General features: G+C 59.3%; 14 protein-coding genes and 1 pseudogene. 6 read left to right on the top strand and 9 right to left on the bottom strand.

All coding sequences use genetic code 11. The features are described 5' to 3' along the window. Window positions 1-53 precede the first annotated feature (53 nt). Entirely contained in the window at window positions 54-710 is a 657-nt protein-coding gene (locus I9H07_RS00800) for an HAD family hydrolase (protein ID WP_024674614.1), read from the top strand. A gap of 13 nt (window positions 711-723) precedes the next feature. On the opposite strand, the gene I9H07_RS00795 is transcribed toward I9H07_RS00800, so the two are convergent. Both I9H07_RS00795 and ilvA read right to left on the bottom strand, forming a co-directional pair. After that, window positions 724-1,152: a DUF2269 family protein gene (locus tag I9H07_RS00795; RefSeq protein WP_024674615.1), complete on the bottom strand. Its 429-nt coding sequence runs from the start codon at window positions 1,150-1,152 to the stop codon at window positions 724-726. Window positions 1,153-1,520: 368 nt separating this feature from the next. Continuing rightward, window positions 1,521-3,016: pseudogene (gene ilvA / locus I9H07_RS00790) on the bottom strand (threonine ammonia-lyase, biosynthetic). A gap of 174 nt (window positions 3,017-3,190) precedes the next feature. On the opposite strand from ilvA, the gene rpiA reads away from it, so the two are divergent. Next, entirely contained in the window at window positions 3,191-3,862 is a 672-nt protein-coding gene (rpiA, locus tag I9H07_RS00785; protein WP_058825239.1) for a ribose-5-phosphate isomerase RpiA, read from the top strand. A 45-nt stretch (window positions 3,863-3,907) separates the two neighbouring features. Here rpiA and I9H07_RS00780 read toward each other — a convergent pair whose 3' ends face one another. The 4 genes from I9H07_RS00780 to I9H07_RS00765 form a co-directional block, all read right to left on the bottom strand. After that, window positions 3,908-4,813, bottom strand: coding sequence for an SdiA-regulated domain-containing protein (locus I9H07_RS00780; RefSeq protein WP_236425249.1), 906 nt, complete (start codon window positions 4,811-4,813; stop codon window positions 3,908-3,910). Window positions 4,814-4,938: 125 nt separating this feature from the next. Further along, window positions 4,939-5,871 carry an SdiA-regulated domain-containing protein gene (locus I9H07_RS00775; protein WP_024672740.1) on the bottom strand — a complete coding sequence of 311 codons (933 nt, stop codon included), beginning with the start codon at window positions 5,869-5,871 and terminating at the stop codon, window positions 4,939-4,941. A gap of 195 nt (window positions 5,872-6,066) precedes the next feature. After that, window positions 6,067-6,732, bottom strand: a complete 666-nt coding sequence (locus tag I9H07_RS00770; RefSeq protein WP_024672741.1) for a fumarylacetoacetate hydrolase family protein — start codon at window positions 6,730-6,732, stop codon at window positions 6,067-6,069. A gap of 48 nt (window positions 6,733-6,780) precedes the next feature. After that, entirely contained in the window at window positions 6,781-8,175 is a 1,395-nt protein-coding gene (locus I9H07_RS00765) for an FAD-binding oxidoreductase (RefSeq protein ID WP_236425248.1), read from the bottom strand. Window positions 8,176-8,335: 160 nt separating this feature from the next. Between I9H07_RS00765 and serA the strand changes: the two genes are divergently transcribed. Next, window positions 8,336-9,565, top strand: a complete 1,230-nt coding sequence (gene serA / locus I9H07_RS00760) for a phosphoglycerate dehydrogenase (RefSeq protein ID WP_003382085.1) — start codon at window positions 8,336-8,338, stop codon at window positions 9,563-9,565. A gap of 568 nt (window positions 9,566-10,133) precedes the next feature. On the opposite strand, the gene I9H07_RS00755 is transcribed toward serA, so the two are convergent. Next, window positions 10,134-10,571, bottom strand: a complete 438-nt coding sequence (locus I9H07_RS00755; RefSeq protein ID WP_024673041.1) for a DUF4399 domain-containing protein — start codon at window positions 10,569-10,571, stop codon at window positions 10,134-10,136. Between the two features lie 129 nt (window positions 10,572-10,700). Next, window positions 10,701-11,336 (bottom strand): 2OG-Fe(II) oxygenase, encoded by a 636-nt coding sequence (locus I9H07_RS00750; RefSeq protein WP_058390878.1) that lies wholly within the window; start codon window positions 11,334-11,336, stop codon window positions 10,701-10,703. Between the two features lie 141 nt (window positions 11,337-11,477). On the opposite strand from I9H07_RS00750, the gene I9H07_RS00745 reads away from it, so the two are divergent. From I9H07_RS00745 to I9H07_RS00735, 3 genes are read left to right on the top strand one after another with little or no spacing between them, the layout of a single operon-like run. Then, window positions 11,478-12,236 (top strand): DUF2059 domain-containing protein, encoded by a 759-nt coding sequence (locus I9H07_RS00745; RefSeq protein ID WP_058824078.1) that lies wholly within the window; start codon window positions 11,478-11,480, stop codon window positions 12,234-12,236. Window positions 12,237-12,257: 21 nt separating this feature from the next. After that, window positions 12,258-12,683, top strand: a complete 426-nt coding sequence (locus tag I9H07_RS00740) for a hypothetical protein (RefSeq protein ID WP_058390876.1) — start codon at window positions 12,258-12,260, stop codon at window positions 12,681-12,683. Beyond that, entirely contained in the window at window positions 12,680-12,871 is a 192-nt protein-coding gene (locus I9H07_RS00735; protein WP_058390879.1) for a hypothetical protein, read from the top strand. Before I9H07_RS00740 ends, I9H07_RS00735 begins: the two co-directional genes overlap by 4 nt. On the opposite strand, the gene I9H07_RS00730 is transcribed toward I9H07_RS00735, so the two are convergent. After that, the gene (locus I9H07_RS00730; RefSeq protein WP_236425247.1) at window positions 12,868-13,809 is read right to left on the bottom strand and encodes an alpha/beta hydrolase; all 942 of its coding nucleotides are present in this window, start codon (window positions 13,807-13,809) and stop codon (window positions 12,868-12,870) included. The genes I9H07_RS00735 and I9H07_RS00730 overlap by 4 nt on opposite strands. Window positions 13,810-14,046 lie beyond the last annotated feature (237 nt).

Raw genomic sequence — 14,046 nt, 5'->3', positions numbered from 1 at the left:
TGAAAACCTCGTATTCTGGGGCTCTTTTTTCAACTATTTCAGCGAGTAACCCTATGCGCCTGGCTCTATTCGACCTCGACAACACGCTTCTGGGCGGCGACAGCGATCATGCCTGGGGCGATTATTTGTGCCAGCGCGGAATCCTCGATGCTGCCACTCACAAGACCCGCAACGACGAGTTTTACCAGGATTATCTGGCTGGCACGCTGAACATGACCGATTACCTGAATTTCACCCTGGAGATTCTGGGCAACACCGACATGGCTCAGCTTGAGGAATGGCATCGTGAGTTCATGCGCGATTGCATCGAACCGATGATCCTGCCCAAGGCGCTTGAGCTGATTGGCAAACACCGCGATGCAGGCGACAAGCTGGTGGTAATCACTGCGACCAATCGCTTCGTGACCGCTCCGATTGTGGCGCGCCTGGGGATCGATACGCTGCTGGCGACCGAGTGCGAGATGGCTGACGGACGCTATACCGGCCGCACCACAGGTGTGCCGTGCTTCCGTGAGGGCAAGGTGACGCGTCTTGACCAATGGCTGGAAGACAACGCGTTCAGCCTGGAGGACAGCTATTTCTACAGTGACTCGATGAATGACCTGCCACTGCTGGAGCAAGTCGCCAACCCGGTTGCAGTAGACCCGGACGACAAATTACGCGCCGAAGCCGAGCAACGCGGCTGGCCGGTGATCACCTTGCGCCACTGAGTGCTGGCAAGGCTCAGGCCGGTTTGAAGCCCATCAGACCGGCCATCACGACAAAACACACGACACTGATCACGCTCAGCGCCACGGTAAAGCCTCGCTTGTTCCTGGTAACGCCGAGACGCAGCCGATTGAGCCTGACGACCAGCCAGCCCCAACTGCACAGCCCAACCGTATATAGCACGCTGCTGCCCAGGACCCAGGTCTGACCCAGCGACAGCCCTTCCAGATGCACCAGCCACCAGCCGCTGAACGGCAACGTCGCCAGGCACACGGCCATCAGCACCCAGAAAAACACCAACGGCCGCTTGAGCAGACGGTTCTGGATGGTCGCGTCACCTTCCAGACGAACCTTGATGACCCCGCTGGCCAACACCAGAACGCTGATCAGCAGCAATGTGATGGCGGTGATGTGCAGGGTGTTGAGGGCGGTGATGGATTGCATTGCGCGGTGTTCCTCTTGAGTCAGGCCTGGATGAGTTTAGCAGCGTGGACACAGCAGCTGCGCCTTGAGACACCTATAGTTCCTCTCGCTACAGCGCAGGAATGGCTTGGGTGACGCTCTGCGTTATAAATCTGCACCGCGCCGCACGCTCAAGACCGGACGCAGAGCGTCCAGAAATGCATCCCCACGCGGAGCGTGGGGATGATAATCATAGGTCTCCAGATAACATCTATTGTGCCCATGCCCCGCGTGGGTACGCCGGTCTGGACGCTCCGCGTCCTCTTGCGACGCAGAGCGTCGTGAACTGCATTCGCGCGCGGTGAGGAACGATAGCGCTGTAACTATCGTGCCAGCGCTCTGCGTATGCGTTAGCCCAGAAACAACCGATACGCCGGGTTCTCGCTTTCATCCCAGTACGGATAACCGATTTCGTCCAGCGCTGCTCCCACCAGATGCCGCTCTTCCTCAGGCACCACCAGCCCGGCAACCACCCGGCCATCTGCCGCGCCGTGGTTGCGGTAGTGGAACATCGAGATGGTCCAGCGACCGCCCAGGCGGTTGAGGAAGTTGAACAGCGCGCCAGGCCGCTCCGGAAATTCAAAGCGCAGCACCACTTCATCATCGACCCGCTCGGCGTGCCCGCCGACCATGTGGCGGATGTGCAGTTTGGCCAGCTCGTTATCGGTCAGGTCCAGCACCGGAAAGCCTTGCCCGGTCAGGCTGGCGATCAGTGCGCTGCGCGGATCGTTTTCCGGATGGGTCTGCACGCCGACGAAGATGTGCGCTTCACGGTCGGTATGGTAGCGGTAGTTGAATTCGGTGATCTGGCGCTTGCCGATGGCCTCGCAGAACGCCTTGAAGCTGCCCGGCTGCTCGGGAATGGTCACGGCGATGATCGCCTCACGCCCTTCGCCCAGCTCGGCGCGTTCCGCCACGTGGCGCAGGCGGTCAAAGTTGACGTTGGCCCCGGAATCAATCGCCACCAGCGTCTGGCCACTCACGCCACGCTGCTCGACATACTTTTTGATACCCGCGACGCCCAGCGCACCGGACGGTTCGGTGATCGAGCGAGTGTCGTCGTAGATGTCCTTGATTGCCGCGCAGATCTCATCGGTGCTGACCGTGATCACTTCATCGACGTAATGACGGCAGACTTCAAAGGTGTGATAACCGATCTGCGCCACTGCCACGCCATCCGCAAACAGCCCGACCTGGCTCAGCACCACGCGCTCACCCGCCGCCATCGCCGCTTGCAGGCAGTTCGAATCATCCGGCTCGACGCCGATGACCTTGATCTCCGGGCGCAGGTATTTCACATACGCCGCAATACCCGCAATCAAACGAAGATCGCGTCCAGTTGCCCCGGCTGCTGACGAAGGATTTCCATCGCCACGGTGCCTTGCCCGGCAATGGTGTCGGGGTCGTCATACGGGTGGATATAGACGAAACCATGCTCATCGACCAGTTTCAGCGAGTAGGCCAGCGCTTCGGGGAACGAATCGCCGTGCAGCACCACCGTGGCGCCACGCGAGCGCACACCTTCGACCTTGATCTCCGGCGTGGTGCGCGGCATGACGATGGTTGCGAGGATGCCCAGTTCACGTGCCGCTAGGGCCAGCCCTTGGGCATGGTTACCCGCCGAAGCCGTGACCACGCCGCGTGCGGCTTCTTCTGCGCTCAGTTGCGCGAGCTTGTTGTACGCGCCGCGAATCTTGAACGAGAACACCGGCTGCAAGTCCTCGCGCTTGAGCAACACCTGATTGCCCAGCCGTTCGGAGAGCTGGCGAGCGCCTTGCAGCGGCGTTTCGATAGCCACGTCGTAGACGCGGGAGGTGAGGATTTTCTTGACGTACTGTTCAAGCATCGGGGCGGCATCACTGACGAAGCGGGCAAGGTCGGGAAGTCTACCCTGCGCACCCAAGGACGACCACACGAATGACAGGGCTTTGCGGCGCAGTCACCGCTATAATGCGGGGCTTTTTGCTTTCCCCCTTTCCAGACACCCTCATTTACATACTTCAGGCACCGTGGAGCCCGCATGACCCAGGATCAACTCAAACAGGCAGTCGCCCAAGCCGCTGTCGATTTCATCCTTCCGAAGCTCGATGACAAGAGCATTGTCGGCATCGGCACCGGCTCCACGGCCAATTGCTTCATTGATGCGCTGGCAAAGCACAAGGCCGCCTTTGATGGCGCAGTCGCCAGCTCCGAAGCCACCGCTGCACGCCTCAAGGGCCATGGTATTCCGGTCTATGAGCTGAACACGGTCAGCGATCTGGAGTTCTACGTCGATGGCGCAGACGAAAGCGATGAGCACCTGAACCTGATCAAGGGCGGCGGCGCTGCACTGACGCGCGAAAAAATCGTCGCTGCGGTGGCCAAGACCTTCATCTGCATCGCCGACGGCAGCAAGCTGGTGCCGGTGCTGGGCGCGTTCCCGCTGCCGGTCGAAGTGGTCCCGATGGCGCGCAGCCATGTCGCACGGCAACTGGTGAAGCTGGGCGGCGACCCGGTGTATCGCGAAGGCGTGCTGACCGACAACGGCAATATCATCATCGACGTGCACAACATGAGCATCACCAACCCGGTGGAGCTGGAAGCGAACATCAATGCCATCGTCGGCGTGGTCACCAATGGCCTGTTCGCCGCCCGTCCTGCAGACCTGTTGCTGCTGGGCACGGATGAAGGTGTGAAAACCCTGACCCGCTGACCAAAACGGCCATGCCCACTGCGCGTGGGCATGCGCCTCAACGCATCAAGGCTTGCGGAACACGTAAAACAGGTTCGGCTCGCTCACCAGATACAGTGTGCCTTGCGCGTCCATCGCCATCCCTTCCGCCTGCGGCACGCCCTTGCTCAGCCCCATCGATCCTTTTTCCAGCGAGCCGCTGCCAATTGGCTGGCCACCGGTGTCGAGCTCGAGAATCCGCTTCGACTCATCGGACAGCGCAAGCAGATGGCCGCTGGTCTCATCGAATTGCAGACTGGAAAGATCGCGAACGGAAAGCTTGCCATCGCGCTTGCTGTTGGAGATGACTTGCAGATTGCCAGGCCCGTCAGGATTGGCTCTGGGAAAGCCGCGCACTTCTATGATCTGCACCGGGTCGCGCTCCCTGGCGACAAACAGGCGTTTGCCCACCGAGTCATAGGCCAGCCCTTCAAAGCCCTTGTTGCCGCCAGCATCGATGCCCAGCGTCAGTTGCTCGGCATTGGCCGCGTCCAGGCTTTTAGTGGTGTCATCGACGTGAATCTGAATCAGCCGAAGCCGACGCTCGTCACTGACGACATAAGTGCCGGGGCTGATGTACTCGATGGCTTCCGCGTCGCCAAAGCCTGCCAGCGGAATGCGCCGCAGCACCCGTCCTTCCAGGCTCAGTTCGACCAGCTCGGGATTCTGGTTGGTCACCGTAAACAGGCTCTTGCGGTCGGGGTCGTAACTGAGGCCAGAGACATCATCTTTCAGCCCGTCGATAACCTGTGCCTCTGTCGTGACGCGATACTGATCCAGACCGATGGAATGAAGCGAGTCGGACTGCCAGAGCATCTGCCAGTCGAACAGGGCGCTTTCCACGTAGCGGTATCTCTGATTGGCAAGCACGAATACCACGACCAGCGGAACCAGGGCGAGGAGCAGGACTAAAGAGCGAGTAGAGCGACGCATTGGGGTGACTCGGACGGATTGAGCGGGCGGACTTGATACCACGCCATTCTGAAAACAGGCTTAATGGCGTGGTGCTATTTGTTTACCGATTGTGTATCGGCCGTCTTTGTAGCTGCCGTCCTGGCTCAGTGCTTGCGAAACGAATAGAACAGGTTCGGCTCGCTGACCATGTACAGCGTCCCGGCCTCATCCAGCGCAACGCCTTCTGCGCGCGGAATCGTATCCTTCAAGCCATTCATGCCACCCAGCAGGGTCATGAAGCTCACCTGTTCGCCCTGCTCGTCCACCTCCAGCAACATATGCGAATCAGCTGAAAGCGCCAGCATATGGCCTGTTCGCGGATCTATGCTCAACGAAGACAGGTTGCGCATATCCAGAGAGCGACCCGGAAGCGTCTGTTTGTCGCCCTTCAACACATTGCTGCCATCACTCTTCCAGGTGTACAGCGCTGGAGGACGTTCTTCGCCCAGCAGCAGTTGCTGACGGCGCGGGTCCCAGGCAATGCCCTCGAACCCCTTGTTCTTGTTAGCCGACGTGCCCAACTCGTATTTGGGGAAGTCCGCGATGTTCAAGGTCTTGGTGTCGGCGGTGACTCTGACGATGGTCAATTTGTGCTGACGCTCGTCAGTGATAGCAATCAGGCCATTGCTCATGACTGCAACACCTTCTGGATTGCTCCAGCCCACCAGCGGGATCTTGCGCAGCACATCGCCCTTGAGCGTCAACTCTGCCAGAAACGCATGCTTGCCCATGACCGCATACAGCGTTTTGCTGACCGGGTCATACGACAGGTCGGAAGCCTCGTCCGCTTCCATGCCCAGCAACGGCTTGGCGTCGATATCGACATGGTAGTCCGGCAGCCAGATGCTGGCGCTGCGCTCCTCCTTGCTATCGAATCTCTCCTTGAACCAGAGCAGCGCACGATCGTCCCAGTGCATGATATGAGACAGGCCGTAGCCGAGCACGACAACCAGCAATAGCCACGAATACCAGCGCATAGCGCGTATGAAGGCGAAGCGTTTGTTGGCGCGAGGCGGCGTTGGGGCAGGACTGACCATTCAAGTGTTCCTGAGCGAGTGAGACTTCATGACGACTTGGTGCCCTTGAGGGGCCGGCAGGATTATCCAGAGCGGGTGTGAAAAAAACGCAAAACCGACTGAACTATTGACCAACCCACAAACAAAAGCCACCCGGGAGCAATCCCGCGTGGCTTTGTGTACTACGTGCAGCGGCTATCCAGCCAGCAAACCCGATCAGCGAACAACGCTGCTGAAAGGTGCCTGCCCGGTCAGTTCCAGAACGATTTCGTCGCCTGCTTCGAACGGCCCCACACCGGCAGGCGTGCCAGTCATGATCAGGTCACCGGCCTGCAACGAGAAGTTGGCGGCCATGTGCTGGATCATCGGTACGATCGGGTTGAGCATCAGGTTGCTGTTACCGTCCTGTACCACTTTGCCGTTGATGGTCAGGCGGATGCCGATATCAGTCAGGTCAGGAAAGGTGCTGGCCGGAACGAACGGCGGGATCACGGCTGCGCCGTCGAAGCACTTCGCCAGTTCCCACGGCAGGCCTTTCTCGCGCAGTTGTGACTGGACGTCCCGCAACGTCAGATCCAGGCCCGGCGCAAAGCCGCTGATTGCATCGAGCACTTCTTCGCGGGACGGATTCTTGCTCAGCGGCTTGCCGATCAGTACCACGATTTCGGCTTCGTAATGCACTGAACCACGGTCTGCCGGGATAGTAAAACCACCCTCCAGCGCAACCACTGCGCTGCCGGGCTTCATGAACAACAGCGGTTCGGCAGGCACCGGATTGCCCAGTTCCTTGGCATGTTCGGCATAGTTACGGCCAATACACACCACTTTGCCCAGCGGAAAGTGGATGCTCGTGCCATCGACATATTTGTGCTGGTAGCTCATGACGTCTCCTGAAGCTGATAGATGTGGCCTGCTTATTATTGCGACGGATCAAACGGCGAAGATTTTTCCGGGATTCATGATCCCGCTGGGGTCGAACACCGCTTTCAACGCCTTCATGTATTCGATTTCGACTGGCGAGCGACTGTACGTCAAATAATCACGCTTGGTCATCCCGACCCCGTGCTCGGCGGAAATCGAGCCGTTGTACTTCTCGACGATCTCGAACACCCACTTGTTGACCCGCGCACATTTGACGAAGAACTCGTCCTTGTCGAGGCTCTCGGGCTTGAGGATGTTCAGGTGCAGGTTGCCGTCGCCGATATGGCCGTACCAGAGCACTTCGAAGTCCGGGTAATGTTCGGCGACGATCGCGTCTATCTCAGCCAGAAATTGTGGCACTTTCGAGACAGTGACCGAAATATCGTTCTTGTACGGTGTGAAGTGCGAGATGGTTTCGGAGATGTATTCGCGCAGCTTCCACAGGTTGCGCAATTGCTGCTCGCTCTGACTCATCACGCCGTCGAGCACCCAGCCTTGTTCGACGCAGTGCTCGAAAGTCGCCAGGGCCTGATCGGCCAGGTCTTCGGTGGTCGCTTCGAATTCCAGCAGCACATAGAACGGGCACGGCGTCTCGAAGGGCGACGGCACATCACCCCGCGCCATGACCCGGGCGAAGGATTTGTCCGAGAAGAATTCAAAAGCAGTCAGGTCGAGCTTGCCGTGGAAGGCATGCAGCACCGGCATGATCGAGTTGAAGTCGGTAGTGCCGAGCACCATCGCGGTGAGGTTCTTCGGCGCGCGATCCAGACGCATTGTGGCCTCGACCACGAAACCCAGTGTGCCCTCGGCGCCGATGAACAGCTGTCGCAGATCGTAACCGGTAGCGTTCTTGATCAGGTCCTTATTCAGCTCCAGCAGGTCGCCCTTGCCGGTGACGACCTTGAGGCCCGCCACCCAGTTACGGGTCATGCCGTAGCGAATGACTTTGATACCGCCTGCGTTAGTGCCGATATTACCGCCGATCTGGCTGGAGCCCGAAGAGGCGAAGTCGACCGGGTAATAAAGGCCATTGTCTTCGGCAAGCGCCTGCAACTGACGCGTGATGACGCCCGGCTGGCAGACCGCCGTGCGGTCCGTGAGGTTCAGATCCAGCACTTGGTTCATGTAATCGAATGACACGACCACTTCGCCATTGGCTGCCACCGCTGCGGCGGAAAGCCCGGTCCGCCCGCCAGACGGCACCAGCGCTACATGTCGCTCATTGGCCCAACGCACGATGGCCTGGACCTGTTCGGTGGTCTTGGGAAACGCAATGGCCAGCGGCGCGGGGGTGAACTGCTTGGTCCAGTCCTTGCCGTAGGTTTCCAGAGAACCGCTGTCAGTCAGCACTTTGCCGGGGGCGATCAGGGTCTTGAGCTCATCAATCAAAGCGGGATCGGTCATCGACTCAACTCTCGGACAATTCATGGGCATCCTGAGAACGGTTCACGTTCTGGAATGGGGTTTCGCGGGGCTCGTATGCTAGCATACGCCCCCCGTGAATCGTGCCCAGCGCCGATCCGGCCACCCCCTGCCATTTTCTCCGGGACACAGGTTTAAGCAGATGAGCAAGACTTCCCTCGACAAGAGCAAGATCAAGTTCCTTCTTCTCGAAGGCGTTCATCAATCCGCTGTCGACGTCCTCAAGGCAGCCGGCTATACCAGCATCGAGTACCACACCAAGTCTCTGCCGGAAGCCGAACTGAAGGAAAAGATCGCCGACGCTCATTTCATCGGCATCCGCTCCCGCACCCAGTTGACCGAAGAACTGTTCGATAGCGCCAAGAAACTGGTTGCAGTCGGCTGTTTCTGCATCGGCACCAATCAGGTTGATCTGAACGCGGCGCGCGAGCGCGGTATCGCGGTGTTCAATGCACCGTACTCCAACACCCGGTCGGTCGCCGAACTGGTGCTGGCCGAAGCGATCCTGCTGCTGCGTGGCATCCCCGAGAAGAACGCTTCCTGCCACCGTGGCGGCTGGATTAAGAGCGCGGCGAATTCCTTTGAAATCCGCGGCAAGAAACTGGGCATCGTCGGCTATGGCTCGATTGGTACTCAATTGTCGGTGCTGGCAGAAGGCCTGGGCATGCAGGTGTACTTCTACGACACACTGACCAAGCTGCCGCTGGGCAACGCCACTCAGGTTTCCAGCCTGAACGAGCTGCTGGGCATGTCCGACATCGTCACCCTGCACGTTCCGGAAACCACTGAAACCCAGTGGATGATCGGCGAAAAAGAAATCCGTGCGATGAAAAAGGGCAGCATCCTGATCAACGCCGCGCGCGGCACGGTGGTCGAGCTGGACGCTCTGGCCGACGCGATCAAAGACAAGCACCTGATTGGCGCCGCCATCGACGTGTTCCCGGTCGAGCCTCGCTCGAACGACGACATCTTCGAAAGCCCGTTGCGCGGCCTGGACAACGTGATCCTGACCCCGCACATCGGTGGCTCCACCGCCGAGGCGCAGGCCAACATCGGTCTGGAAGTCGCTGAAAAGCTGGTCAAGTACAGCGACAACGGTACGTCTGTGTCCTCGGTCAACTTCCCTGAAGTGGCCCTGCCTGCTCACCCAGGCAAGCACCGCCTGCTGCACATCCACGAGAACATTCCGGGCGTGCTCAGCGAGATCAACAAGGTCTTCGCCGAGAACGGCATCAACATCTCCGGTCAGTTCCTGCAGACCAACGAGAAGGTCGGCTACGTGGTCATAGACGTCGACGCCGAATACTCGGACCTCGCTCAAGCCAAGCTGCAACACATCAAAGGCACCATCCGCAGCCGCGTGTTGTTCTGATCCGTTCGCTCTGATCAGCGTGCTCATGCCCTGCATGGGCACGCCTTCCGCTCAAGACCGGACGCAGAGCGTCCAGAACGGCATGCCGACGCGGAGCGTCGCACGATAGTTGAGATTATCGTTCCTCACGCTCCAGCGTGGGAATGCCGTTCGTGACGCTCTGCGTCGCCCATCACTCTGGAAGTCGGACGCGGAGCGTCCAGAACCGCATGCCGACGCGCAGCGTCGCACGATAGTTGAGATTATCGTTCCTCACGCTCCAGCGTGGGAATGCCGTTCGTGACGCTCTGCGTCACCCATCACCCTGGAAGTCGGACGCGGAGCGTCCAGAGCTGCATGCCGCGACGCAGAGCGTCGCACGATAGTTGAGATTATCGTTCCTCACGCTCCGGCGTGGGAATGCCGTTCGTGACGCTCTGCGTCACCCATCACCCTGGAAGTCGGACGCGGAGCGTCCAGAACTGCATGCCGACGCAGAGCGTCGCACGATAGTTGGGGTTATCGTTCCTCACGCTCCAGCGTGGGAATGCCGTTCGTGACGCTCTGCGTCACACAAGCGCTGATACCCCTACTTCACATTGATCGTGATCTTCTTCGATTCGACCGGAGGGTTGAGCGGCATGTGGCCTTTATCGCCCATCAGCAATTGCAGGGTGTGCTGACCTGGCGGCAGGTTGATTTCGGTTTCGGTCTGGCCTTTGCCAAAGTGGCGAATGTTGTCGCTGACTGGTAACGGCGCATCCATGGCTGGCTGGGTTTTGACGTCGATCAGCAAGTGATGATGACCGGTGTCAGGAACATCCACACCCGCAGGCGCGACGCCCATGCCCCGCAGGCCGAACTGCACAGTAAACGGCGAAGTCACGGTTTCGCCATCCTTGGGCGAGATGATGTACACCTCCGCGCCTTCAGGCGATGCAGTACGCGGCATGTCGGCGGCGCTGACCAGCATGGATGCGCTCAGCAACAGGCCCGCCACTGCCGTTCCAGAAAATAAGGATTTCATGATTGCTCCCGATCCAGATTCAATTGACGTAAGTCCGACCTGCACCAGAACTCCCGGTTCAGGGATTCTCACGATAGCCCGCCGGCAGGCTTCGTTCATGAAACAGTTTTCATGAGCAAGACATGAATATCACTGAAACAGCTCGTTACCTCGACGCCTGAACCAGCCCGTCAAGGAAAGCCGGTCACGAGTCGCGGGCATGACTTCGTGAGGGATATCGCCGGAAAGGAAGACCACCAGACACCCGCCTGTGGGCTGGACGTCATACGCCAGGTCATCCTTCAGGTACATGCGCAACTGGCCGCCATGCTCCGGCAGCCAGGCGTTATTAAGGTAGAGAACGGCTGACACCATGCGCTTGTCGTCATCGCGAAAGCGGTCGACATGCCTTAGATAGAAGGCCCCGGGCGGGTAGAGCGCGAAATGGCTTTCGTAATCATCGAGCCCCAGAAACAGGCCGCGATTAAGTGCCTCGCGCAAGCTTTCCATCAGCTCCAGATAGCTGTCGCAGCACTGAGCCTGACCCGCCTCCAGCCACTGGATGCGATCACCACGAACCCCCTCGCGGACCTCCAGCGCTGGCCCTTTGCCAACACCGGCAGGCTCAAGTTCGCCCTCGGCAGCACGTTTGCGGCACTCCTGCTCCAGCTCAAGGGTCAGAGCTTCGGGCAGGAAAATATTCTGCTGCGACCAGCCATTGGCGGCCAGGTCGTCGACGATTCGCAGCAGCAAGGGATGGTCAGAGGGTATGCGCATGGCGAGCATAGTATCCATTAGCTCTGAAATCCGACAGCCGCGCGTAGGGAAGCCGTCATGTGCGTGAGATTTCATTCGCCAAAGGCAGTCATAACTCGACAAATCCACGTTAACACCGGGAGAATAGCCGCCTGCCGACAGGAGTCCCCAATGCGTCGTTTGCTTGTTTTGTTGTTGATGTTCTGCACCATGCCTGTCTGGGCAGACAGCTATGATCAGTTGTACAAGGCTGCAGGCTGGCCGGAACAACGCGCGCATTTCAACGATGCCCTCAAGGCTGCCCAGCAACGCTACAGCAGCAACCTGCCGCCTGCGGTTTATCAGGCGCTGGTCAGTAACAGCAATCAGCGTTTTGCCCCCCAGGCCATGGATCAACGCGCCGCAAAGCGTCTGCGCGAGAGCCTCAAGGACCCTGCCCCTGCGCTGCAATTCTTCCAGTCACCGCTCGGCCGCAAAATCGTCAACGCGGAGCTGACCGCCACCCGCGCCGATCAACTGGCCAAACACGCGCAAGGGCTGCCGCACATCGAAGCAGATGCAACCCGTCAGTTGCTGATCGGCCACCTGGCCCAGGCGCTCCCCGCGAAAGAAGCCGGTGCCGAAGTCAGCCTTGCCATCGCCGGCGTTGCAGCCGACAGCCTGAGCCAGATGATCCCCGGCCTGCTGGGTGGCGGTCAGGCGCAGGGCATGCTCGAAGGCCAGCGCGAACGCCTGATGGCGCAGATCAGTGCCGACCTGAACAACACGCTGCTGTACGTCTACCGTGACCTGTCCGACCCGGAGCTTGAAGAGTTCTCGACCTTCGCCGAGTCCCCGGAAGGCAAAGCCTATTACCAGGCCGCACTGGCCGCGATTCGCGCAGGGCTGGCAGTCGGGCAAAGTGCGTCGAGTTTGAATCCCGGACCGTAAAACGACATAGCAGGAGCTTCAATGTCTGACTTCTATAAGTACTTCAAAGAAAACATGGACGCTTTAAATCTTCCGGCTCCCGAAGCCTTGTTCGGCTCGCTGACTGCGGCGGTAAGCACCGCATCGACAATACTTGGGACCATCGAAAAACTGGGTCCCACTGTCACGCTGGGCGAGATTATCGGCGCAGCGACGAGACTCGAGGCATTGGCAGCAATCAGTGCGGTATCGGCAGCGTTCTACGCTGGCGCGGTGATTGGAAGCATCGCGGTCGCGACGGGTAGGACCCTGTCAGGCGGCACATCCCTATCTGAAGTGCTGTTCACTGCCCAAAAGCACAATCTGGCACCAGAATGGCTGTCACGTTATCTGACTGCTTATCCGGGCATCTACAGCGCCAGAGCGCCCGGTAGAGACAGCTACAGACACAGGCTGGCTTTCGTATGAAAGACTCTATCGCCCTGCTCGCCACCGCTGTCGTCATGGCGTTTTTAGCCTGGCTGTTCTGGAGTTCTCTGGGGCAGGATGCGTTTGCTGTTCTCGGCGCGCTGATGGTCGTCGTGCTGTTCGTCGACAACGCTCGCCTGCGCCGCCAGGTGAAGGCGTTGCAGGCCGGCAAGGCCGATAGGCTTTAAAGCATTCGCGTGGACAGGTAGTCGAAATACCGCTCGCGCATTTCCGGCGATTCGTTCGCCAGGTGATGGCGGGCGTGGCTGAGCATGAGGACTTGCGGCTGGCTGAACTTGTCTTTCAGGACTGCCAGGTTATGCGACCAGTCGACCGTCATGTCTGCCTCACCCTGAATGATGATCGGGCTGCGCTGGCTGCGCGGTGCGCTTTCAATACGCCTGATCCACTTTTCCAGCGCGCCGACCCAGGCAGTCGGCAGGCGATCAGGCTGTAACGGGTCTGCCAATAGAAAGGGCAGGAACGCCGGAGCATTCGAGTTTTCCGTGAAGCGCCGGGCAATGCCGGTCACGAACGGCTTAAGCAGGTGATAGCTGAAACGCGACCAGCCCCAGGCTCTTGGCCTCACCAGTGGCGCCAGCAGGATCACTTCACCTTGCGCAGGCGTGTCCGCACCGTGATGAAGCAGGTGATCCACCACAACGGCGCCACCCATGCTTTGTCCGCACAAGTGCCAGGGATGCGGCAGCCCAAGGCCTTCGGCTTCGAGCAGCAGGCGTTGCAACACCAGCTGGTACTCGGCGAAGTCGTTGATACTGGCGCGACGGCCGCTGGACAGCCCATGCCCCGGCAAATCACAGGCAATCACTGCAAATCGTTGATCCAGCGCCCACTCGATGACATGCCGGTACAGACCCATGTGGTCGTAAAAGCCGTGAAACAGAAACAGCGTGGCAACCGGGCTGTCAGGTAACCACACCTGCCCGACAATTTCGTAGCCCGCGACGTCGAGACGCCCTAGCCAACTGCGTACGACACTTACACCGCCCAGTCCGGCAAGACCGTAGAAGCGCTGATAGGCCAGCCCGTCCATGGAAAGCGGATCGATGATATTCAGCGGCAGCAGGCTGGCGCGCAGTTTATCGGGGGCAAACGTGGCGGACATGTGGCTTCCAGATTCCGGCAAACGGTGGGTAAAATTGTGTAACGATATTCTTCTGTATGCAGAGGCATGGCAAGCTGCGCCTCTGCAATCGTACGCTTCAATCAGGAATCAGTCTGTCGCCACGCGCCTGCACGGTAGCTGACAAGATCTTCATGTTTGCTCTGCACGCGATCGCGGTAGGCTTTCGAGCGGTGTTCGCTTGAGCTGCATGTCAGTCTGCTGCCGTATTGCACAACC

Source organism: Pseudomonas syringae (assembly GCF_023278085.1).
GTDB classification, from domain to species: Bacteria; Pseudomonadota; Gammaproteobacteria; order Pseudomonadales; family Pseudomonadaceae; genus Aquipseudomonas; species Aquipseudomonas syringae_Q.
The sequence above is the reverse complement of the archived record's forward strand: the minus strand, read 5'-3'. Positions and strand labels throughout refer to the sequence as shown.